This is a genomic window from Providencia sp. PROV272 (assembly GCF_049901975.1).
GTDB classification, from domain to species: Bacteria; Pseudomonadota; Gammaproteobacteria; order Enterobacterales; family Enterobacteriaceae; genus Providencia; species Providencia stuartii.
Genome location: NZ_CP096291.1, coordinates 587,376 through 610,471 on the forward strand (window position 1 = coordinate 587,376; position 23,096 = coordinate 610,471).

The window sequence follows — 23,096 nt, forward strand, 5'->3', positions numbered from 1 at the left end:
TTAACAAATGTATTTCACGATATGTCATTATCTATATGTTTTAAATAGGTAAATTATTATTGTTATAATAATGTTTAATATTTCGTTTGATCATTATTGAGATCTAGATTAACATTCCCAAAAAACATGTTAACTATAAGTTTACATAAGTGAGGCAATAATGATGAGCAATGCAAAAAAAGTCATTTCGATTAATGATCACCTTGATATTGATAATGCGTGGACCATTCCTGCACGCTATTACACGTCAGATGACGTATTTGAGTTCGAAAAAGAAAATATCTTTGCTAACTCTTGGGTTTGTGTTGCTCACAGTAGTGAGGTGAAAGAGAAAAATGCCTATATCACTCGCCAGTTGATTGGCGAAAGCCTTGTTATCGTTAGGGGGCGAGATGATGTTTTGCGGGGCTTTTATAATGTCTGCCCGCATCGAGGCCATCAGTTGATCAGTGGTGAAAGCGGTAAAATGAAAAATGTCATCACTTGCCCTTATCATGCTTGGGCATTCAAATTGGATGGTCAATTGGCACATGCGACAAACTGCGAAAACGTGAATAACTTTGAAGCCGATGCCATGTCATTGAGCAGTTTTCATGTGATTGAGCACGCAGGGTTTATTTATATTAATTTGACAGAAGGGGAGCCTCAACCTATCGAGGAGCAACTGCCTGGATTAGCGGCAAAAATGGAAGAAGCTTGCTCAGTGATCCGTGATCTGAAATTAGCGGCACGCTTTGTCAGCCATACGCCAGCTAACTGGAAGACGATTGTTGATAACTATATCGAATGTTATCACTGTCCAACAAACCATGTCAGTTTTGCTAGCTCGGTCGATGTCAATGTGTATGAGCACCAGTTGAATGAAAACTGGACGGTACAGATTGGTCAAGCCAAACCTTCAGAGTCGTCATATCAATTTGATGAATCAGTAGTCAATCCACGTTTCTTCGGCTTTTGGATTTGGCCTAGCACCATGTTTAATATGCCGCCAGGTGGTGATTTTATGACCGTCATTTATGAGTTTCCGGTTAGTGCGGGAGAAACGTTGCAGCATTACGATATCTATTTCTTAAACGAAGAATTGACGGAGTACCAAAAGAATTTAGTGGAGTGGTATCGGACGGTATTTCGCCCAGAAGATCTGCGCCTCGTTGAGAGTGTTCAAAAAGGGTTACGTTCCCGTGGCTATCGAGGGCAAGGGCGGATCATGGCTGATAGGCAACGTAGTGGGATCAGTGAGCATGGCGTCGCACACTTCCATAAGCTGATTGCAACGGCACACACTGAGTGACGGGAGAAATAGCACATGAATAGGTTAAATAACCCAGCGCTATTCCGCCAGTCTTGCTATATCAATGGTCAATGGGTGGATAGTTCGAAGACTATTTCAGTATTGAACCCTGTGGATCAATCGGTGCTGGGTACTGTACCCAGCCTTTCACCAGAGCAGGTGAATGATGCGATTGTGAAGGCACATCATGCGATGGAGGCTTGGCGTCAGTTCACGGCAAAACAACGTGCTACGATTTTACATCGCTGGTTTACATTGATTGAAGCCAATATGGATGACTTAGGTTTGCTGATGACATTAGAGCAGGGCAAACCGTTGAATGAGGCTAAAGGGGAAATTCGTTATGCCGCCTCGTTTATCGAATGGTTTGCAGAGGAAGGCAAGCGAGTTTATGGTGAGACGATCCCGCAAACCGTAGCTAGCAACCGTCTTTTAACCATCAAGCAACCGATTGGTGTGTGTAGTGCCATTACGCCATGGAACTTCCCCGCCGCAATGATCACGCGCAAAGCCGCTCCCGCATTAGCAGCGGGCTGTAGCATGATCATCAAACCCGCCAGTGAAACACCGTTTACGGCTCTCGCACTTGCTGAGTTGGCGCAACAAGCTGGCGTGCCTGCTGGGGTGCTGAACATTGTGACAGGGGAATCTCGTGTTTTAGGGGAATTACTCACACGCCATGAATTGATCAGTAAATTTTCTTTTACTGGCTCTACGCAAGTTGGACGTCAACTGTATGAGCAGTGTGCCTCAACGATCAAAAAAAGCGCTTTAGAGCTTGGGGGAAATGCCCCTTTTATTGTGTTTGATGATGCGGATATTGATAAAGCGGTAAACAGCGCAATACAGGCAAAATTTCGTAATGGTGGGCAAACCTGTGTTTGTGTGAATCGTTTTTATATTCATGAGTCCATCTATGCGCCATTTATCGAGAAATTCACTGCGAAAGTAAGCCAGTTACGTGTTGGAAATGGGTTGGATGAGGATACTGATATTGGGCCTATGATTACATCTCGAGCCATCGATAATATGAATCTATTAGTTAAAGATGCACTTGCTAAAGGTGCCAAGCAGCTAACGTTGGGGAGTGAAATCACTGAGCAAGGTAATTTTATCAATCCAAAAGTGTTAGTGGATGTGGATGATTCAATGGATATCGTACACGAAGAGATTTTTGGCCCTATTGCGGTACTTATTCGTTTTCGTGATGAAGATGAGGTTATTAAGCGAGCGAATAATACGATTTATGGTTTAGCCGCCTATTTCTTTTCAAAAGATATTGGTCGTGTTTATCGCGTGGCAGAGAAACTGCAAAGCGGCATGGTTGGGATTAATACAGGCCTGATCTCCAATGAAGTTGCTCCATTTGGTGGTGTTAAGCAATCGGGCCTAGGCAAAGAAGGTTCCCGATATGGCATAGAGGACTACCTGACCGTGAAATATCTGTGTATTGACATCGCTTAGCCAGTAATCAGTAAAAGAGGGAATTGTGATGAGCCAACAAAAAATAGCCGTAAATGTTAGCCGCATAGAGCAACTTAGCCCAACCATTAAAATGTTCGAGTTCGTTGCAAAAGAGACCTTGCTTGAACCGTTTAGTGCGGGGAGCCATATTACGGTACATATGAACGAAGAGCTGGGATTACAGCGGGCTTATTCGTTAATTAGCGATCCTAAAGATTGCCATTGTTACCGTATTTCTGTGCTACGCGATGAGAACTCGAAAGGCGGCTCTGCTTATATGCATGAACAGTTAGCGGAAGGGGATTTAGTTTATTTATCGCCTGCTCAAAACTATTTTTCATTGAAACATGACAGTTCTTGTAAGCATATTTTGATTGCGGGAGGGATTGGTATTACCCCGTTCCTCTCATACCTTTATGAATTAGAGCAAACGGGTATGGAATTCGAGCTTCATTACTGTTTTCGCGATCAAAATACGGCTGCTTTTGTTGAACAGCTTCAAGAGCGATTGGGGGAACGATTATATCTTTATGATAATGCGAAAGCGCAGCGCCTATCTGTCGAGCAGTTGGTTAAAGCGCAACCCAAAAATAGCCATGTTTATGTGTGTGGCCCTGAATCATTAATTAATGCGGTTATCGAACATGGCAATGCACATTTAGGTGAATCTCAAGTTCATTTTGAAAACTTTGGTGAAGTAGCAAATGAAGGCGAGGCTTTTGAGGTTTATTTCCAACGTTCAGGGTTTAGCTTAAATATCAGCGAAGATGTCTCCATTTTGCAGGCGATCGAAGCAGATAAACGTATTCAGGTTGAATGTTTGTGCCGCAATGGCGTGTGTGGCACTTGTGAAACGGCAATTTTAGAAGGCGAGGCAGATCATCGCGATCACTACCTTGATGATGATGAGCGTGCGGAGCAGAAGACCATGATGTTGTGTGTTTCGCGTGCTAAGACTAAACGGTTAGTGTTAGATTTGTAATGTATGATAGCCCCGATAATGGGGCTTTTGTGTTATTTAAGCTGAAACATGAGGAATGGCTGCTGCTCATCATTGAGATGATAAGAGGCACTAATTTCACGGTCTTGGAAGTGAATGTGGCCGTGACCTTTACTATACACCCCTTCTAACCACGGCTTATGATTGATAGCGAGTTGATAGAGTAAGCGCTGTAATTCCAAATAATCGATATCCGCAGTTTGGCTTTCGAGATTACTGGCAAGTATTTCCCCCGCTTTATCGGTAAACACAACTAAATGGTTAAAGTGAGCGAGTAAGACATCAAAGTAGCACTTAATTTTACGTAGCCGTAGTTCTGTATTTTTACGTTCGGTGTTATCTAGGCTGATCCCCACCAATTTAGTCACTTTACCATTTGGGCCTTTAACACCGGTTGCTCGTGAGGTGATCCATCGGTAGCCATCATCCCACGCAATTTTAAAATCCATTTCATGGGCGCCACCTTCACGAATGATCTTTGAGTAACCATTCACTAATTTATCTTTCGATTCTTGGTTCATTAAAGCCCAAAAATCATCATTAGTGGTGATTTTGATGCCGTAAACATCTTCAACATTATCCGAATAGTTCAGTTCGCCCGTGAGTAAATCCCATTCCCAAGTAACGATCTCAGTGGACTCTTGAAGATGCACTTCATTGATATTACGAACAATGGCTGGGTGTGAAGCGGTAGAGGCGTGATTGGTGTATTCACCATATTTGAGCCATATTTTATCAACATTCAGTAATTGTGCTAATTTCTCAAGGTTGTTTTCATCAATCATACCGCCTTTTGTCCACTTGTTGACGGCAGTCCGAGAAACACCAAGTGCTTCAGCGGCTTTTAACTGGCTCATTTTTTGTTGTTTCAATAAGGCCAGCAAACGTTGTCCAAATGTTTGCGTGTCTTTCATCGGCTCATGTCCACCTTTTGTTTATTCATCCTGAAATTGATGCGGTAAATGTTTTGATAAGTATTCTGTTAAATTTTCAATAAAAACGCGCAAGTTTGCATTATTGCGGGCGGTGCGTGAATAAACGGCATACACATCAGCAGGTTGGCTCCATTGTGGAAGTACGCGAATTAATTTCCCGCTCTCTAACTCCGGTAGTACACTCCATAATGAACGCAACAAAATACCTTCACCGCCGATACACCACTGTTTAGCGACATCACCATTGTTCACCATGAGCTTACTATTTGGTGCCACCGTCATACTTTCTGTTTGATGTTGTAGTTTCCATTGTGCAGGTGCTTGGTTGCGCTCTTTAATCGTAATGCAAAAATGTTGTTTTTCTAGCTCTTGAGGATGATTAGGGCTGCCATGCTGCTCTAAATAAGCAGGGGAAGCGCAGAGAATGCGTTTATTTTTGGCGATTTGCTTCGCAATGTAATGATCGGGGATTGTGCCACCAATATAAATATCGAGATCAATGTTTTCGCTGATAATATCAATGGAACGATCGGTTAAAGTAAGGTCGATCCCTAAGAGTGGATAGTTAGCACGTAATGCTAGGATAAAGGGGTTGAGATAGGCGCTACCAAAGCCTGTGCTGCAACTGACCCTTAACTCACCACGGATCTCCTCTCGACAGGCGTTTAACGCATTGTGCATATTGTCGAGTTCGTGTAATAGCCGCTCACCACTGCTCAGAACAATGCGTCCTTCATGAGTTAAATTAATTGAGCGGGATGCTCGCAGAAATAGCGTCTGTCCGAGATTTTCTTCAAGTAATTTTATGCGTTTGGAGACATAGGCGGGTGAAACAAGCAGTTGCTCCGCGGCTCGTGAAAAACTCATTAAGCGAGCAACAGTGACAAATACTCTAATGTCTTCCAATGCGGGTAGCTTGTTCATAGTTTGTAAACCCAAAGATTACACTTCGACGCTATACTTTATCACAGCAACCCATAAACTGGAGATCTTACTTACTCATAAAATTTATTGTTGTGGGAGTGCCGTGACATGTCACAATTTAATATCGCAGTCATTCCAGGTGATGGTATAGGAACAGAAGTTATACCTGAGGGATTAAAAGTCTTAGAGGCCGCAGCAAGTCAACATCAGGTAAAGCTTAACTTTACCCATTTTGATTGGTCCTGTGAAACTTACCATCGTACAGGGCGAATGATGCCTGAAGATGGTTTAGAACAGTTAAAAAAATTTGATGCTATTTTCCTTGGCGCAGTCGGGTTCCCTGGTGTGCCTGACCATATTTCACTTTGGGGGCTGTTGTTACCCATCCGCCGTGCTTTCAACCAATATGTTAATTTGCGTCCGGTACGCCTATTTGAAGGGATCAAATCCCCTTTAGCCGATAAAAAACCCGGTGATATTGATTTCTATGTGGTACGTGAAAACGTAGAAGGGGAGTATTCGGCTATTGGCGGCATTCAGTATGAAGGTACTGAAGATGAAGTGGTGTCTCAGCAAAGTATTTTTACCCGTAAAGGTACGGATCGAATATTAAAATATGCGTTCGAATTGGCACAATCACGGGAGAAAAAACATTTAAGTTCGGCAACGAAATCAAATGGCCTTTTTCACTCAATGCCTTATTGGGATAGCCGTTTTGCGGCAATGGCAAAACACTACCCTGATGTGAAAGTGGATCAATTCCATATTGATATTTTCGCCGCTAACTTGGTCAGAATGCCTGAATTTTATGATGTGATTGTAGGCTCCAATTTGTTTGGTGATATTTTGTCGGATTTAGGCCCTGCCTGTACCGGAACCATTGCCATTGCACCTTCTGCGAATATTAATCCTGAAAAACAGTTCCCATCTATGTTTGAGCCAGTACATGGTTCAGCGCCTGATATTGCGGGGCAAAATATTGCTAACCCAATCGGCACTATTTGGGCGGCCGCAATGATGATGCAGCATCTCGGCTGCCCAGCAATGCATGATACCATTATGGATGCGGTTGAAACGGTGATCAAAGAGCGCCATCACTTGACTCGCGATATGGGCGGAAATGCAAGTACACAGCAACTTGGGCAAGCCATTGCTGATCTGATTTTAGCCAAATAGTCACTCTTTTTGGGGAGCCTACTGAGGCTCCTTGATGGCTTTGGCGTGTCGTCCGTTCTGTTTTAATTAGTTTAATGGCAGTAACAAAAGAGTCTCTTTCTCGGTAACAATCGCTATCAATTAAGTGACCTTTGATTGTTTATGACCCTAAGATCTGAGAAAATAGCCGCCAATTTCGATTAACAAGACGGATTTGCTGAGCTAAGAGCCACCTATTGCCTCTCCTAATGCATGTACAAATCTGTATTCAAACAAAAAAGAACGGTTAAATGGCAGATCAGAATTTTCTACATGAAGTCAACGCGCGCAGGACGTTTGCGATCATCTCTCACCCTGACGCAGGTAAAACCACCATTACTGAAAAAGTATTGCTATTTGGGCAAGCGATTCAGCGTGCGGGAACGGTAAAAGGCCGCGGTTCAAATCAACACGCAAAATCAGACTGGATGGAGATGGAAAAGCAACGTGGTATCTCAATTACCACATCGGTGATGCAATTCCCTTATCATGATTGTTTAGTTAATTTGTTGGATACCCCGGGGCACGAAGACTTCTCTGAAGATACTTATCGTACTTTAACGGCGGTTGACTGCTGCTTGATGGTCATCGACTCCGGTAAAGGGGTTGAGGATAGAACTCGCAAATTGATGGAAGTCACTCGCTTGCGTGATACGCCGATTTTGACTTTTATGAATAAACTTGACCGTGATATTCGTGACCCAATGGAGTTAATGGACGAAGTTGAAAATGAGCTGAATATCGCATGTTGCCCAATTACGTGGCCCATTGGTTGCGGTAAGTTGTTCAAAGGGGTTTATCACTTATTACGTGATGAAACGATCCTTTATCAAACAGGCCAAGGTCATACAATCCAAGAAGTCCGTATTATTAAAGGGTTAGATAACCCTGATTTAGATAAAGAAGTCGGTGACGAATTAGCGGCTCAGCTACGTGATGAGTTGGAGTTGGTAAAAGGGGCCTCTCATGAGTTCGATCATGATGCTTTCCTTGAAGGCGAATTGACTCCGGTTTTCTTTGGTACTGCACTTGGTAACTTTGGTGTGGATCATATGTTAGATGGTTTAGTCCAGTGGGCGCCATCGCCTCAGCCACGTCAAACTGATGTGCGTGAAGTTGAAGCTACAGAAGAGAAATTTACCGGTTTCGTCTTCAAAATTCAGGCGAATATGGATCCAAAACACCGTGACCGTGTTGCTTTCATGCGTATTGTTTCAGGAACTTATGAAAAAGGTATGAAGCTGCGTCAGGTGCGTACGAAAAAAGATGTCGTCATCTCTGATGCGCTGACCTTTATGGCAGGTGATCGCTCTCATGTCGAAAATGCGTATGCGGGTGACATTATTGGTTTACATAACCACGGTACGATCCAAATTGGTGATACCTTCACACAAGGGGAAGATCTGAAATTTACGGGGATCCCTAACTTTGCACCTGAGCTGTTCCGTCGTATTCGTTTGCGCGACCCATTAAAGCAAAAACAATTGCTTAAAGGGTTGGTTCAGTTGTCAGAAGAAGGGGCTGTACAGGTTTTCCGTCCACTGACCAATAATGATTTGATTGTTGGTGCTGTGGGGGTGTTGCAGTTTGATGTCGTTGTATCTCGTTTGAAGAGTGAATATAACGTTGAAGCCATTTATGAAGCGGTTAACGTATCAACGGCACGTTGGGTTGAGTGTGATGACGCGAAGAAATTCGAAGAATTTAAGCGTAAGAACGAGCAGAACCTAGCACTTGATGGCGGCGATAATCTTTCTTATATCGCTCCAACCATGGTTAACCTAAACTTGACCAGTGAGCGTTATCCGGAAGTCAAATTCCGTAAAACCCGCGAACACTAATTTTATTTTCAGGCTAAGCCCACTACAGAAAGGCCTTTTTTGTAGTGGGTTTTCCCAAATTAACCATCCATTTTCGAATACTCTCCTGTTTTTTTATCTAAATATTGCAGATTACTCTGTCTTTTGCGTTTGAATACTTTATTTCAAGGGGCTTTTCCCATAGTCTATAGTTATCAATTGAAATAGCGACAGCGCTTAGGCATATGGCGTATGACGTCGATTATGGCGATACAGTGGGTATTTCAATACTTAAAACAGTAGTTGATAAGGAAGGTACCGATGAAACATTCAGCACTTTTACGTTCTTTAATTGTTATTGGGTTAAGTGGGACCTTATTTGCGTGTAGCTCATCGGCAAACTCCCCATTGAAAGAGCAAGCTGCTGAAACTTGGGATAGCGCAGTTAAAACAGCAGATATTGCAGGGAAAGATACCAGCGAAGCGATATCCAGTGGCGCGAAAAGTGTCGATAACTATATGGATGATTCCTCCATCACTGCTAAGGTCAAAAGTAAGCTGCTAACAACCAGTGGTATCGACAGTAATTCGATTTCGGTGAAGACAGTCAACGGCGTTGTTTACCTCTCTGGGTTTGTGAAATCGAATAACCAAGTCGATAAAATTGTTCAGGTTGTCTCGATGGTTGAAGGTGTAAAATCAGTACAAAATGGTTTAGTTGTGGCGAATTAATCGATAACGGCCAGCACAATAGCTCAAGTCAGCACATATTGGGTGAGTTGAGCGACTAAAATAATTTGCTCAAAGTTAAAAACTGAACCTCACTGAGAGGTTCAGTTTTTACATTGTTGATTCGTGACAATTTACTTTATGGGGCTGTGTTTATACATAGGCATCCTATCGCTATGTGTAGAAGGTTGTCAGGGGACGAAGATGGGAAAACATGTATCAGTAACACTTGGCAGTATTGAGCCTTTGGCTTTTTATGATGAGCTAAATAAAGGAAAAACAGCGCTTATCTGTGAAGGTGGAGGGCAACGCGGTATTTTTACGGCCGGTGTTTTGGATGAGTTTTTAAAAACAGGCTTTAACCCCTTTGATATCATGATTGGCACATCGGCGGGAGCACAAAATCTCTCTGCTTATATCTGTGGTCAATATGGCTATGCTAGGCGAGTGATCACGCGTTATACGACAAGCCCACTCTTTTTCAACCCACTGCGTTTTATTCGAGGGGGGCATTTAATCGATTTAGATTGGTTAGTGGAAAGCACCTCGAAAGAGTTTCCTCTGCATATCTCCTCTGGCATTGAGTTAATGGAGGCGGGGCGTGAGTTTTATATGGGGGCAAGCCGTAGCGATGATTTTGAAGCCGAATTTTTAAAGCCTAATGCGGATACATGGCTCGATATCATTCGGGCATCCAGTGCGATCCCCGGTTTTTACCGCATGGGGGTTGAGTTTGAAGGGACTTTGTATCACGATGGTGGGATCAGTGCGGCGATACCAGTTGAAGAGGCATATCGTCAGGGCGCTGACACGATTGTCGTCATCCGTACGGTGCCTTCACAAATGTACTTTACCCCTGAATGGGTCAAGAGAATGACTCGCTGGCTAGAAGGTGAAAAGTATGGTCTACAACGAATGGCAACCATGCTAAAAGTTCATCTGAAAAGTTATCGTCGTACTCAAGAGTTTATTGAAAATCCACCGGGTGATTTACAGATTTTTGAAATTTATCCACCGACACCGTTAAAAAGTAGTGCATTAGGAAGCCGCTTATCAGCACTTAATCAGGATTATCATGTCGGTCGTCGTTGTGGGCGCTATTTTATTGCCGCATTGGGTCACTGCTTTACAATGAATAATGATGCCGTCAATCGCTTTAGTTTTGAAAGTGCAGCCCATGAAGAGATGCAGATCCTCCAAGATTATGAAGAGGCGATATCTGATGCGCAGAATGATGGTGAATTAGTCGCTCAACGTAAAGCGAAAAAAGCGACCGATACAGCACAAGCCATTATGACGGGCGCAATTGTGGCAGCCAATGAGGAGCCGGCGCAACAGATCAACGAGAAAAATGACTAACCGATTTATTGATACACATTGCCATTTTGATTTCCCACCTTTTATTGGTGATATCAATAAAAGCCTAGAGGCTGCTCAAGCGGCAGGGGTCACTGATATTATTATTCCTGCTGTCAGTGCCGATAATTTTGAGCGTGTTTGGGGGTTAGCACATGATCATCAACAACTGCATGCCGCTATCGGCTTGCACCCTTTGTATTTAAATGTTTTTCAAGAACACCACTTGGAAACATTGGCTGAATATCTCCATCAACATAGCCCAAAATGTGTTGCAGTAGGGGAAATCGGTCTTGATCTCTATATGCAAGAGCCCTTGTTTGATTTACAACAACGTGTCTTGATTGCACAGCTAAAATTGGCGAAGCAATATGATCGACCTGTTATTTTACATTCGCGAAAAAGCCATGACCAATTAGCGGCAATATTGCGCCGTTATCCTGTTCCTGCATGTGGGGTTATTCACGGGTTTGCGGGGAGCTTATCTCAGGCTCAAGCCTTTATTAAATTGGGTTATTCGATTGGAGTAGGGGGCACCATCACCTACGAACGAGCTAATAAAACTCGCCAAGCGATAGCTCAGTTACCTCTTACTTCACTGGTGTTTGAAACGGATGCACCAGATATGCCTGTCTCTGGTTTTCAAGGCGAACCCAATCGCCCTGAGCGCATTCAATGGATTTTTCAGTCGTTATGTGAACTACGCCACGAAAGTCCAGATGAAATTGCGCAGCAACTTTACATAAATAGCCTATCATTATTTAATCTGCTCAAATAAAGGCCATCAAAATTCACTTAAGTGAACAGTTGGTTTATATTCCTCCATCGGCATATCTCGTTCGATTTTTCACCTATTTTTTGTGTTCTACGATGCTTTCCAGACTAAACTGATAATTAAATGTGATTTTGGTCACAAGAACTGAATTTTTGTTACTTTTTACACTGCGTATTTGTGACGTAGGTTGCGGGTTCTTGGAAGGGACTAGGTATAATCATCGCACAAAGAGTCAAGGGAACTTATGGGTTCTCTTTCTACATCAATCTAGCATTAAGTGAACAGGGATACTTCCATGCAACTCATTATGAGTCTGGTTGGGATGGCAGTACTGATTGGTATTGCCGTACTATTTTCCAGCAATCGTCGAGCGATTAAACTCCGTACCGTTGGCGGGGCTTTCCTTATCCAAATCGTTATCGGTGCATTCGTGCTTTATGTACCAGCAGGTCGTAGCGTATTACAAGGGATGTCTGATGGCGTTTCTAAAGTCATCAGTTATGGCCAAGATGGGATGAACTTTATTTTTGGCGGCCTTGTTTCTGACAAAATGTTTGAACTATTCGGCGGCGGCGGGTTTATTTTCGCACTACGTGTACTGCCAATTATTGTCTTCTTCTCTTCTTTAATTGCCGTTCTTTACTACCTTGGCATTATGCAGCTGGTTATCAAGATTCTTGGTGGTGGCCTGCAAAAAGTACTTGGCACATCAAGGACGGAGTCTCTATCTGCAACAGCGAATATCTTTGTTGGGCAAACGGAAGCACCATTAGTTGTACGTCCTTATATCTCTACCATGACCAACTCTGAGTTATTCGCGGTAATGTGTGGTGGTTTGGCCTCTGTTGCTGGGTCTGTACTGGCAGGCTATGCTCAAATGGGTGTTCCAATGGAATACTTGATTGCAGCATCATTCATGGCGGCGCCAGGTGGATTACTGTTTGCTAAACTCTTAGTGCCAGAAACGGAAAAAGCGTATGATAATGTCAATGCGACAGAGCTGATTGCTGAAGATGAGCGCCCTGCAAATATTATCGATGCAGCCGCTTCAGGTGCTGCTTCCGGTATGCAATTGGCCTTGAACGTAGGTGCGATGTTACTGGCATTTATCGCTTTAATCGCCCTAATTAACGGTATCTTAGGTGGTATTGGTGGCTGGTTCGATTACCCTGAACTGTCTCTTGAATTAATTCTAGGTTGGTTGTTTGCTCCGATTGCTTATTTGATCGGTGTGCCATGGAGTGAAGCAACAATTGCAGGTTCATTTATTGGACAGAAAATTGTTGTCAACGAATTCGTGGCCTTTATGAACTTTGGTGAATACATGAAAGCCGATGCGGATGTACTTGCAGCCGGTAAGCAAGTTCTGTCTGATCACACTAAAGCCATTATTTCATTTGCACTGTGTGGGTTCGCTAACCTATCTTCTGTGGCTATCTTACTTGGGGGGCTTGGGGGCATGGCGCCAAACCGTCGTGGTGATGTGGCACGCTTAGGTATGAAAGCGGTTCTCGCGGGTACACTCTCTAACTTAATGAGTGCAACAATTGCTGGTTTCTTCCTAACACTCGCAATTATATAACCTCAAATCTTTGAGAAAGGGCAAATGCCCTTTCTCTTTCATTATTATTTCATTATTTTCAGCTATATTCTTTCTTACTTTTTATTTCATCCTTCTATTTTTGAACTACGCTTAATCAAGTGTATTTATGGCGTGAAGTGACAAAAAAAGTCATAAAAAGCCATTTGAGAGAATAAAATTGAGACTAATTAGCGTATAATTGAGACATTGTTCACAAATATGTATTTAACAATGTAACTTTCAGGCAATTAATGTGATTTGTGGCACATAAAATAGCCGAGTTCCATGGTCAAATAGGTATAAATTAGCTGCTATGGACTGCTAGTTCTCAGAGTGCATACACTCTAGGGCATTGTGCGGTGAGAAGGAATTCAGCTGCTACATTCGGGTTTTCGAGTAGCATCTTTAAGGAACCAAGCCCGCTCGCCAACAAAGAACGTGTTGTTCTGACAGAATTCACAAAGTTGGAGAGTTTTTATGACTGATTTAACTGTAGCTGCGCAACGCGCACTAAATCTAATGGATTTAACCACCCTGAATGATGACGATACTGATGAGAAAGTGATTGCACTGTGTCATCAAGCGAAAAGTCCTGCAGGGCAAACGGCTGCCATCTGTATCTACCCTCGTTTCATCCCTGTTGCCCGTAAAGCACTACGTGAGCAAGGTACGCCAGAAGTGCGTATTGCAACAGTGACTAACTTCCCTCACGGTAATGACGATATTGATATTGCACTGGCTGAAACGCGTGCGGCAATCGCTTATGGTGCAGATGAGGTTGACGTGGTTTTCCCGTATCGTGCATTAATGGCTGGGAACGAAAAAATTGGTTTTGATTTAGTGAAAGCCTGTAAAGAGGCTTGCGCTGCTGCAAATGTACTTTTGAAAGTCATTATTGAAACGGGTGAGCTAAAAGATCCGGCTCTGATCCGTAAGGCTTCTGAAATTTCAATTAAAGCAGGAGCAGATTTCATTAAAACATCAACAGGTAAAGTACCTGTTAACGCCACCCTTGAAAGTGCTGAGATCATGATGCAAGTGATCCATGATATGGGCGTAGCAAAAACAGTGGGTTTTAAACCGGCTGGTGGTGTGCGTACCGCTGAAGAAGCTGCTCAATACTTAGCATTAGCAGATAGAATTTTAGGTAAAGATTGGGTTGATGCTCGCCATTTCCGTTTTGGTGCATCAAGCCTGTTAGCTAATTTGCTGAATACGCTTGGTTTTGAAACTAAAAAATCAAGCAGTAGTTATTAATTAGACCGCGCTTAAGCGATTACCTAGATTCTGTTTGAATTAAGGAGCATACCGTGTTTCTGGCACAAGAAATTATCCGTAAAAAACGTGATGGTAAACCACTGAGCGAAGAAGAAATTCGTTTCTTCATTAATGGTGTACGCGATAATTCAGTTTCTGAAGGTCAAATAGCCGCTTTGGCAATGACCATCTATTTTAATGATATGACCATGGCTGAGCGTGTTGCCCTGACGTTAGCAATGCGTGATTCAGGCACTGTTTTAAATTGGAAATCATTAAACTTAAATGGCCCACTCGTCGATAAACACTCTACGGGTGGCGTTGGTGATGTCACCTCATTGATGTTAGGTCCAATGGTAGCGGCATGTGGCGGCTATGTTCCGATGATTTCGGGGCGTGGTTTAGGCCATACCGGTGGCACACTGGATAAGCTTGAAGCGATCCCTAATTTCGATATTTTCCCTAATGATGAGCGTTTTCGTGACATTATTCGTGACGTTGGTGTTGCAATTATTGGGCAGACGAGTTCACTCGCACCTGCGGATAAACGCTTTTACGCAACACGTGATATCACTGCAACGGTTGACTCTATTCCACTGATTACCGCCTCTATTTTAGGTAAAAAATTGGCAGAGGGCCTTGATGCACTAGTCATGGATGTTAAGGTGGGTTCAGGTGCATTTATGCCAACCTACGAAAAATCAGAGCAACTGGCCGAGTCCATTGTTAAAGTCGCTAATGGTGCGGGGTGTAAAACAACCGCACTGTTAACCGACATGAATGAAGTACTCGCTTCTAGTGCCGGTAATGCGGTTGAAGTACGCGAAGCCGTTCAGTTCTTAACGGGCGAATACCGTAACCCTCGTTTGTATGAAGTGACGATGGCGCTGTGTGTTGAAATGCTGGTGTCTGGTTCATTGGCGGCAAATAGAGAAGAAGCTCGCCAAAAATTACAAGCAGTCTTAGATAACGGTAAGGCAGCGGAAGTCTTTGGTCGTATGGTTGCGGCTCAAAAAGGCCCAAGTGACTTTGTTGAAAACTACAACAAATATTTGCCTACTGCTGTACTGAGCAAAGCGGTGTATGCAGAGAAAGCGGGTATAATTACCGCGATGGATACACGTGCGCTCGGCATGTCTGTTGTGACATTAGGTGGTGGCCGTCGTAAGGCAACGGATCCGATTGATTATAGTGTTGGTTTGAGCGATATCGCCGCGTTAGGTACTTCGGTTGATAATCAAACTCCACTAGCAATTATTCATGCTAATAGCGAGAAATCGTGGGAAGAAGCGGCAAAAGAGGTGCGTGCAGCCATGGTTATTGGTGATCAAAAACCAGAAACGACGCCAATGGTTTATCGCCAAATTAGTGAATAATTGACAAACAGTTTTATCAGTGGCACTTCCTAATTAGGAAAGATGACGCAGGAGAGAAGTTATGAAACGTACATTTATTATGGTGTTGGATTCTTTTGGGATTGGTGCAGCCGGTGATGCGCACAAATTTAATGATGAAGGTTCAAACACATTAGGTCATATTGCAGAGGCCTGTGCACGTGGTGATGCAGACAAAGGTCGTCAAGGACCACTGCATTTACCTAACTTAACCAAATTGGGTTTAGGTAAAGCGGCTGAAGCATCTTGCGGTAAATTCCCTGCTGGCCTTGATCCCAATTCAGAAATTATCGGTGCTTATGCTTACGCGAGCGAAATCTCGTCTGGTAAAGATACACCATCAGGCCACTGGGAAATTGCGGGTGTACCTGTGCTCTTTGATTGGGGGTATTTCGCGGATGAAGAAAATAGCTTCCCACAAGAGCTGTTAGATATCATTGTTAAACGTGCTAATTTGCCGGGTTACTTAGGTAACTGCCACTCTTCAGGTACGGTTATTTTGGATAAACTGGGTGAAGAACACATGAAAACGGGTAAACCGATTTTCTACACCTCCGCTGACTCCGTATTCCAAATCGCCTGCCATGAAGAGACTTATGGCTTAGACAAACTGTATGAGCTATGTGAAATCGCTCGTGAAGAGTTGACAAACGGCGGCTATAACATTGGTCGTGTTATCGCACGTCCATTTATTGGCGATAAAGCTGGTAGCTTTGAGCGTACCGGTAACCGTCATGACTTAGCCGTTGAGCCACCATCACCAACGATGCTGCAAAAATTAGTTGAAGAAAAACAAGGTGAAGTGGTTTCTATCGGTAAAATTGCGGATATCTACGCACATGTAGGTATCACTAAGAAAGTCAAAGCAACAGGGATTGATGCGCTGTTCGACGCAACCGTGAAAGAAATGAAACTGGCTGGTGATAAGACTATTGTATTTACTAACTTTGTTGATTTCGACTCCGCTTATGGTCACCGCCGTGACGTACCGGGCTATGCAGCAGCGTTAGAACTCTTTGACCGCCGTTTACCGGAACTGATGGAACTGGTCAAAGAAGATGATATTTTGATCTTAACCGCAGACCATGGTTGTGACCCAACTTGGCATGGTACTGACCATACCCGTGAGCACATTCCTGTTCTGATTTATGGTCCGAAAGTCAAACCAGGCTTTTTAGGTCATCGCGAAACATTCGCGGATATCGGTCAGACAGTCGCTAAATATTTCGATCTATCACCGATGGAATACGGCAAGCCAATGCTGTAATTGGTTAACATAAAAACTAAATAAGGCAGGAAACTGCCTTATTTATTGTTGATAGTATTGGGTCATTTGCCGTAGACAGCGAGTATTATCAGTCGCTACTATTATCAGGTAATGATGTTAAACCCTTTAATTTAATGATTTATAAGGAATAATAATAATGGCAACTCCTCATATTAATGCAGAAATGGGTGATTTTGCTGACGTCGTATTGATGCCAGGTGACCCGCTGCGTGCAAAATATATCGCTGAAACTTTCCTCGAAGACGTGCGTCAGGTGAATAATGTTCGCGGTATGCTAGGTTTCACTGGTACTTATAAAGGTCGTAAGATCTCCGTGATGGGTCACGGTATGGGTATCCCTTCTTGCTCTATCTATGCAAAAGAGTTGATCACTGATTTTGGTGTAAAAGTGATTATTCGTGTGGGTTCATGCGGTGCGGTAATGGATGATGTGAAACTGCGCGATGTTGTGATCGGCATGGGGGCATGTACTGATTCGAAAGTAAACCGTCAACGTTTTAAAGATCACGATTTCGCGGCAATTGCTGACTATGAACTTGTTCATAATGCGGTAGAAGCTGCGAAGGCAAAAAATGTTAATGTTCGTGTCGGTAACTTATTCTCTGCTGACCTGTTCTATTCTCCTGATCCAGACATGTTCAAAGTCATGGAAAAATACGGCATTCTGGGTGTTGAGATGGAAGCTGCGGGTATTTATGGTGTGGCTGCGGAGTTCGGTGCTCGTGCGCTGACCATTTGTACTGTTTCTGACCATATTAAAACAGGTGAGCAAACAACCTCAGCGGAGCGCCAAACAACGTTCAACGAAATGATTGAAATCGCATTGGATTCAGTGCTATTAGGCGATAAATAATCATTAAATGATTTTTAATTGAGTAATGCCACGTACATCACGTGGCATTTTTATTTGGGGAAAAATGAAGCTCATGGCACCCAAGTGGGTTTGATTACCCTCGATTTTTATTAATCCTACTCATCATAATCGCATCGACATATTGGCCATCGCGGAAAGCGTAATCACGCATCACACCTTCTTGTTCAAAACCAAACTTTTTATAGAGCCCCAAGCCATTGTCATTAGTGGCATACACTTCTAATTCAATACGGCGGATGTTTAACCAGTTATCACAGTAGTCGACCATCACTTGCATAAGCTTCGAACCAATACCTTTTCCTTGGTGCATTTGACTGACCGTAATGCCAAAACTCGCGGCATGTTTACGCCGTTGTTGACTTGGTTGATGGAGAGTGAGGATCCCAACGACAGTATTATCAAGAGTAGCAACAAAATGCGTGACGAGAGGATCATTGGTAGCTAGACGTGCCTCCCAAGTTTCTGTCGATGGGTAGGGTAGCTGTAATGTATTAGCGTATGCCGAATAATCAATATGCATTTGAGTGACGGCGGGAATATCGTCTAAGGTTGCTCTACGGATAACGATGTCGTTCATCATGCTATTTCTCTTTTTTATTTGAAAACACGATCATTAATCATATAAGCCTAGTGAACGTCAAATAATTAAATGATCGTATTTTCGTGAGGCAGCGTTTTATCAGCCCGTATTTTAAGCGAATAAAAAGGGGGGATTAACCCCCTTCAATAGCTACGGTTATGGTGTCATCGTAAATACTTTCGGGTTTTGCCCCAGATATTGATTGGCGATACGGTTGAGATCATTGACCGTAAGTTGCTGGATAATGGCACGCTCTTGGTTTAGACGCTGATATTGTTGGTCATCGGCAGCGACCTGAGCTAACGCCTCGGTCCAATAACCTGAACTGTCGGTTATTTGTGCATTTTCCGTAAGCCAAATATTTTTTGCTTCAGTTAATTCTTTACTATTTACCCCTGAGTGACGTAGTTGATTAATTGTCTTTTGGGCGATCTGTGACATCTCCTCAGTACGTTCTGGTGAGGTGGTAAAGTTGAGGCGTGCAAAATAGTAAGGCTGCGGTTTTTTCGCCAGCATTTGTGAAAAACCAAGTGCATAGATACCGCTGGCTTTTTCGCGGAGTTCGCCGCGTAGACGTTGGCTCACAATGGTATCTAGCAGTTGCATTGCTAACTGATCTTGCTGTGTCCATTGTGCAGGGGCAGCAAATTGGATGCTGACCATACTTTTATCACTACTGCTGATCGGGTAATTTTTATTGAAGCTCGCCATTTTAGGCATGATCCCCTGATCACGCCATGCCAGCTGATGATGACTGGCAGGGATAGAAGCAACCCACTGTTCTAATAATGGTTTTAAGTCACGGGTATTCACTGCTCCGCTAATTACCAGTGTCATATTCGCCGTCGAAGTGAGTAACTGGCGGTTAGCTTGCTGTAATTGGCCAGCGGTGAAATTTTTCCAGCCACCTTGTGGGTTAATGACTAACAGTTCACCGTGCTGGTAGCTTTCCTTATTAATATTATCAAGGAAGGTGCGCTCAACAGGTGTTTTGGCAAGGTTCAACGCAAATGACTGTTTCTGCTGCTCTAATTTTTCACCGCTAAATTGCGGAACTGTCAATTTTAAGTGCAGTAATTGCAGGGCGGTTTCGAGGTTATCAACAGGGGCCTTACCGCGGAAACCATGAGTGAGCAATTCACTATAAGGGCGAAGCGAAATCTGATTTTGTTTCGCTAATAATGCCAAATCACGTGCGCTATATTCACCATAACCGCTACTTTCTGGTAGCTTTAATGCCCAATCTGTTAGCCCCGCAGTTTGCATGGTTTCAAGTGAACGGCCGCCGGGTAGCTGTAAATTAAACTGAATATCTTCTTTAAGATTTTTATCAGCTTTGACGATGACCTGAATACCATTGCTAAGTAGCCAACGTTCGGTTTTTGCGACAGGAAGTGCAGTCTGCTCAGTGATTGTGCCTTTAGCCACTTTAGGCAATTGCAGAGTGATCGCTTGAGAGCGTAAGGTGAATGGCCCCGGTGAACTTAGGCGGGTATTTTGCCACTGCTCACTAAAGTCCGCATGATTGACTTTATTTGCGTCAGTATCAGGACCAATTAGGGCTAAGCGTGGTGAAGCTTCATTTAAAAAGTTAGCAACGTGCTGCTGTAAATCGTGCGGTTTAACTTTTCCAATCAGTTGGTAGCTCTTATCCAATTGTTGGCGTTTATTCCACATTGGCATCTCATATTCAAGCGCGGTGGTTAATTGACCTGCCAAATAATCATTGCCATAGCGCTGTTCAGCGGCGGCCTGCTGGCTGAGTTTTTTCAATAGATTTTGACGAGCGCTATCAAGCTCTTCTTGTGTTACCGGCTCAGTCGCTAATCGCTGTAGCTCAGTAAATAAAACCTGAGTGGCGCCAATATAATCATCTCCTTTAGGGTGGATAATCATTAATTGTTGTAAGCGCTGGTTATCTAACATCGAGCCTTGCTCATTAATACTAATGGCGGGTAATACGCCATTATCCACTAAGACAGAGAAACGTTGATTTAGAATGGCGAGCCATAAGCTATCCATTAAATCTTCGTATTGCCCTTCTCGTGTGTTGAGAGGGGCGATAATGTCTTTTTGCAAAGCAAATTGAACATAACGAGCGCCTTGCTCTTTATCAAACACTGGTTGAACTAACAGCAAATTAGAGTGAGCAAACTGCTTCCATTCTGGATTGTCTTGAGACAAGGTTTCTGGCTTTGGTATAGCGAAAAGCGTATTGATTTCGTCACGTACTGTAGATTGATTGAAATCCCCAATCACCAGCAGGGTCATACGTTGTGGCTGATACCATGTCGCATAATACTCTTTTGCCAGTTCAATCGGTGCTTGGCGAACGATATCGAGTTCCCCTATTGGGTTACGCTCTGCATAGCGGCTACCGTGGTAGCGTAAATGCTCAAGGCTATCATTAACACGATAGCCCATCCCTTGGCGCAAACGCCACTCTTCAATAATCACTGGGCGCTCTTTTTCAAACGCTTGTTGATCAAATGAGATATTGGATGCCCAATCCGCCATCACTTGTAGGGCTGTTGAGACTTGTGCTGGTGTGGCGTTCGGGAGTGATAGCTTATATAAGGTTGAATTGAGGCTAGTGATCGCGTTGACATGACTGCCAAGCTTCAATCCTTGCTGTTCTAACTGTTTAAAGCCTGTTGTGCCTGGAAAATGTTTTGTACCTTTAAAGGCCATATGTTCAGTAAAATGGGCCAATCCTAGCTGTTGTTCGTTTTCTTGCAACGAGCCACTTTTCACTAATAAGCGTAGCTCAACACCTGGTTGAGAACGCGGTAATAGGTAAACGTTTAGGCCATTATCTAATTGATAATGTTGCAAATCAGTACGGATAGGCAATAAATTCTGCCCCATCGTACTGGATGAAGCAGACACCCCGCAGCCTGTGAGGCTGAGGCCAATAAAAGCGGCGAGTAATATTTTACGAAGCATATTCAGGCAATCCTGTGGTTATATTGGCGCGAGTTTGCGCTTCTTGAAGCGGAAGAGTGTGTTCGGCAACTTGTGATAGGAAACGTTGATGGGTAACCAACACAATAGCGCTATCGTGTAGTTCATGTTTAATGAGTTGAATTAACTCAAGGGCGCTATTTTCATCAAGTGCTGAAGTGGTTTCATCCAAAAGTAATAATTTAGGGCGATTCAGAAGAAGTCGAGCAAACATAATGCGTTGTTGCTCACCACCTGATAATCGGTTATGCCAGTCTGTCTCTAAACTTAATTGATAGTGCAGTTTCTCTAGACCCACTTTGCTAAGTGCGAGTTTAAAATCAGCCTCTGTAAATTGCTTAGCATCTTGAGGGTATGCCAGTAAGCTGTCTAAACGGCTGATAGGAAGATAAAGGCGTTGTGGGATCCACATTAGGTGGTTTGTACGTTTAATCGCACCTTCAAAGAATGGCCAATGGCCACTTAAAGTACGTAATAGGGTTGATTTACCAATGCCGGAGCGTCCAGAAATTAAAGTGACTTCCCCTTGTTTAGCCACGACATGCACATGCTCAATTAAAGTGCGATTATCTGAGGTAGTCACTTTAACAGCGGCATCAAGTAAATGTGGTTCTTCGGTGATTTCTACCTCAGCCGCTTTATCATTTTCCAATAAAATCACAAAATTATATAGACGTGAGACGGTAGCCTGCCATGCCGCTATTTCTTTATAGGCGAAAATAAACCAGCCTAATGAAGTGGCAACACTGCTAAAGGCTTGGCGTAACTGCATCAAACCGCCTAACATAATTTCGCCGGCGAGGAATTTGGGCAGCGCCAATAATACAGGGGCGAGAGCGGTCACTTGTTGGTAGCCAACGGTGTAAAAAGAGAGGTTCCGTTCGCAACGAATTAAGCGGTTCCAATTACGAATAATTTCACCGAAGCGCTGCATGAGCTCTTTTCTATCTTGCGTCTCACCACGTTGCCCTGCTATTGCATCGCCATGCTGACGGCAATTGATCAAGGCGCTACGGTAATCGGCTTCACGGCGCTGCTTATCCATATTTAAGCGACGTAGAGGGAAACCTATCCATTGCGTTAAGGCGATACCAATAAGGGTGTAAATAATACAGGCCCAAAACATATAACCGGGGATAGACCAATCAGTACCCACCAAGTTGAATGAGAGGCTACCTGACAGTGTCCAAAGAATAGTGGCAAAGGAGACCAGTGTTAACATTGAGTGCAGGAAGGTGACCAGCAGATTCAGTGTCGATTCAATCAGTAATCGAATATCTTCTGCAATACGTTGATCAGGGTTATCTGGCTCTTGTGAGGTTAATCGTAGCATGTAGTGTTTACTGTTTGGAGAAAGCCAGCGATTGAGCACTAACTCTGTCATGCCTTTACGCCAACGAATGATCAGCATTTGCTTGAGATAGTTCCCCATAACGACCACGAAAATTAATCCGCTTACTAACACCACAAAATATTGCAAGAGGCCATAGAGTGCCTGACCATCCAGTTTCTGTAACGCATTATAGAAATCACCGTTCCACATGTTCATTTTGACATTGAACCAGACCGATGACAGGGTTAGCCCCAGTGAGGCGGCAAGCAGTAGCCAGCAGAAAAGGGCAGCGCGCTGCCCCCAAAAAGGTTTAACTAAATAGAAAAATTGTTTCAGTGTCTTCATGACGTTCTTCGT

18 protein-coding genes are annotated in these 23,096 nt (G+C 43.4%); 13 read left to right on the forward strand and 5 right to left on the reverse strand.

What is annotated here, in order from left to right:
• Positions 1 to 163 precede the first annotated feature (163 nt).
• The 3 genes from M1E93_RS02575 to M1E93_RS02585 are packed head-to-tail and all read left to right on the forward strand — an operon-like array spanning position 164 to position 3,737.
• Entirely contained in the window at positions 164 to 1,291 is a 1,128-nt protein-coding gene (locus tag M1E93_RS02575) for an aromatic ring-hydroxylating oxygenase subunit alpha (RefSeq protein ID WP_014656833.1), read from the forward strand.
• A gap of 15 nt (positions 1,292 to 1,306) precedes the next feature.
• On the forward strand, positions 1,307 to 2,755 hold the full coding sequence (locus M1E93_RS02580; protein WP_426207079.1) for an NAD-dependent succinate-semialdehyde dehydrogenase: 1,449 nt from the start codon (positions 1,307 to 1,309) through the stop codon (positions 2,753 to 2,755).
• 28 nt (positions 2,756 to 2,783) lie between these two features.
• Positions 2,784 to 3,737, forward strand: coding sequence for a PDR/VanB family oxidoreductase (locus M1E93_RS02585; protein ID WP_004926619.1), 954 nt, complete (start codon positions 2,784 to 2,786; stop codon positions 3,735 to 3,737).
• A 32-nt stretch (positions 3,738 to 3,769) separates the two neighbouring features.
• Here M1E93_RS02585 and M1E93_RS02590 read toward each other — a convergent pair whose 3' ends face one another.
• Positions 3,770 to 4,669, reverse strand: coding sequence for a helix-turn-helix domain-containing protein (locus M1E93_RS02590; RefSeq protein ID WP_004926622.1), 900 nt, complete (start codon positions 4,667 to 4,669; stop codon positions 3,770 to 3,772).
• A gap of 21 nt (positions 4,670 to 4,690) precedes the next feature.
• Entirely contained in the window at positions 4,691 to 5,614 is a 924-nt protein-coding gene (locus tag M1E93_RS02595) for a LysR substrate-binding domain-containing protein (protein WP_004926625.1), read from the reverse strand.
• A gap of 108 nt (positions 5,615 to 5,722) precedes the next feature.
• On the opposite strand from M1E93_RS02595, the gene M1E93_RS02600 reads away from it, so the two are divergent.
• From M1E93_RS02600 to deoD, 10 genes are all read left to right on the forward strand, one after another.
• Positions 5,723 to 6,790 (forward strand): tartrate dehydrogenase, encoded by a 1,068-nt coding sequence (locus M1E93_RS02600; RefSeq protein ID WP_004926627.1) that lies wholly within the window; start codon positions 5,723 to 5,725, stop codon positions 6,788 to 6,790.
• 269 nt (positions 6,791 to 7,059) lie between these two features.
• Positions 7,060 to 8,649: a peptide chain release factor 3 gene (gene prfC / locus M1E93_RS02605; RefSeq protein WP_004926630.1), complete on the forward strand. Its 1,590-nt coding sequence runs from the start codon at positions 7,060 to 7,062 to the stop codon at positions 8,647 to 8,649.
• Between the two features lie 279 nt (positions 8,650 to 8,928).
• Positions 8,929 to 9,339 (forward strand): BON domain-containing protein, encoded by a 411-nt coding sequence (locus tag M1E93_RS02610; RefSeq protein ID WP_004926633.1) that lies wholly within the window; start codon positions 8,929 to 8,931, stop codon positions 9,337 to 9,339.
• A gap of 201 nt (positions 9,340 to 9,540) precedes the next feature.
• On the forward strand, positions 9,541 to 10,695 hold the full coding sequence (locus tag M1E93_RS02615; protein WP_053110836.1) for a patatin-like phospholipase family protein: 1,155 nt from the start codon (positions 9,541 to 9,543) through the stop codon (positions 10,693 to 10,695).
• A complete protein-coding gene (locus M1E93_RS02620) occupies positions 10,688 to 11,470 on the forward strand; it encodes a metal-dependent hydrolase (protein WP_004926638.1) in 783 nt (260 codons plus the stop codon). Before M1E93_RS02615 ends, M1E93_RS02620 begins: the two co-directional genes overlap by 8 nt.
• A 304-nt stretch (positions 11,471 to 11,774) precedes the next feature.
• Positions 11,775 to 13,049, forward strand: coding sequence for a NupC/NupG family nucleoside CNT transporter (locus tag M1E93_RS02625; protein ID WP_169342151.1), 1,275 nt, complete (start codon positions 11,775 to 11,777; stop codon positions 13,047 to 13,049).
• A gap of 477 nt (positions 13,050 to 13,526) precedes the next feature.
• The gene (gene deoC, locus M1E93_RS02630) at positions 13,527 to 14,306 is read left to right on the forward strand and encodes a deoxyribose-phosphate aldolase (RefSeq protein WP_004926644.1); all 780 of its coding nucleotides are present in this window, start codon (positions 13,527 to 13,529) and stop codon (positions 14,304 to 14,306) included.
• A 53-nt stretch (positions 14,307 to 14,359) separates the two neighbouring features.
• Positions 14,360 to 15,682: a thymidine phosphorylase gene (gene deoA, locus M1E93_RS02635; protein ID WP_004926646.1), complete on the forward strand. Its 1,323-nt coding sequence runs from the start codon at positions 14,360 to 14,362 to the stop codon at positions 15,680 to 15,682.
• A 61-nt stretch (positions 15,683 to 15,743) separates the two neighbouring features.
• Complete coding sequence (deoB, locus tag M1E93_RS02640) at positions 15,744 to 16,967, forward strand: phosphopentomutase (RefSeq protein WP_014656829.1); 1,224 nt, start codon at positions 15,744 to 15,746, stop codon at positions 16,965 to 16,967.
• A gap of 157 nt (positions 16,968 to 17,124) precedes the next feature.
• Entirely contained in the window at positions 17,125 to 17,841 is a 717-nt protein-coding gene (gene deoD, locus M1E93_RS02645) for a purine-nucleoside phosphorylase (RefSeq protein WP_004926652.1), read from the forward strand.
• Between the two features lie 94 nt (positions 17,842 to 17,935).
• Here the strand turns inward: deoD and M1E93_RS02650 are convergent, their stop codons facing one another.
• The 3 genes from M1E93_RS02650 to M1E93_RS02660 form a co-directional block, all read right to left on the reverse strand.
• Positions 17,936 to 18,439 (reverse strand): GNAT family N-acetyltransferase, encoded by a 504-nt coding sequence (locus tag M1E93_RS02650; protein ID WP_169342152.1) that lies wholly within the window; start codon positions 18,437 to 18,439, stop codon positions 17,936 to 17,938.
• Between the two features lie 159 nt (positions 18,440 to 18,598).
• Positions 18,599 to 21,388: a M16 family metallopeptidase gene (locus tag M1E93_RS02655; RefSeq protein WP_060560952.1), complete on the reverse strand. Its 2,790-nt coding sequence runs from the start codon at positions 21,386 to 21,388 to the stop codon at positions 18,599 to 18,601.
• Positions 21,378 to 23,084, reverse strand: a complete 1,707-nt coding sequence (locus tag M1E93_RS02660; RefSeq protein ID WP_104873009.1) for an ABC transporter ATP-binding protein/permease — start codon at positions 23,082 to 23,084, stop codon at positions 21,378 to 21,380. Before M1E93_RS02660 ends, M1E93_RS02655 begins: the two co-directional genes overlap by 11 nt.
• Between the last annotated feature and the right edge of the window lie 12 nt (positions 23,085 to 23,096).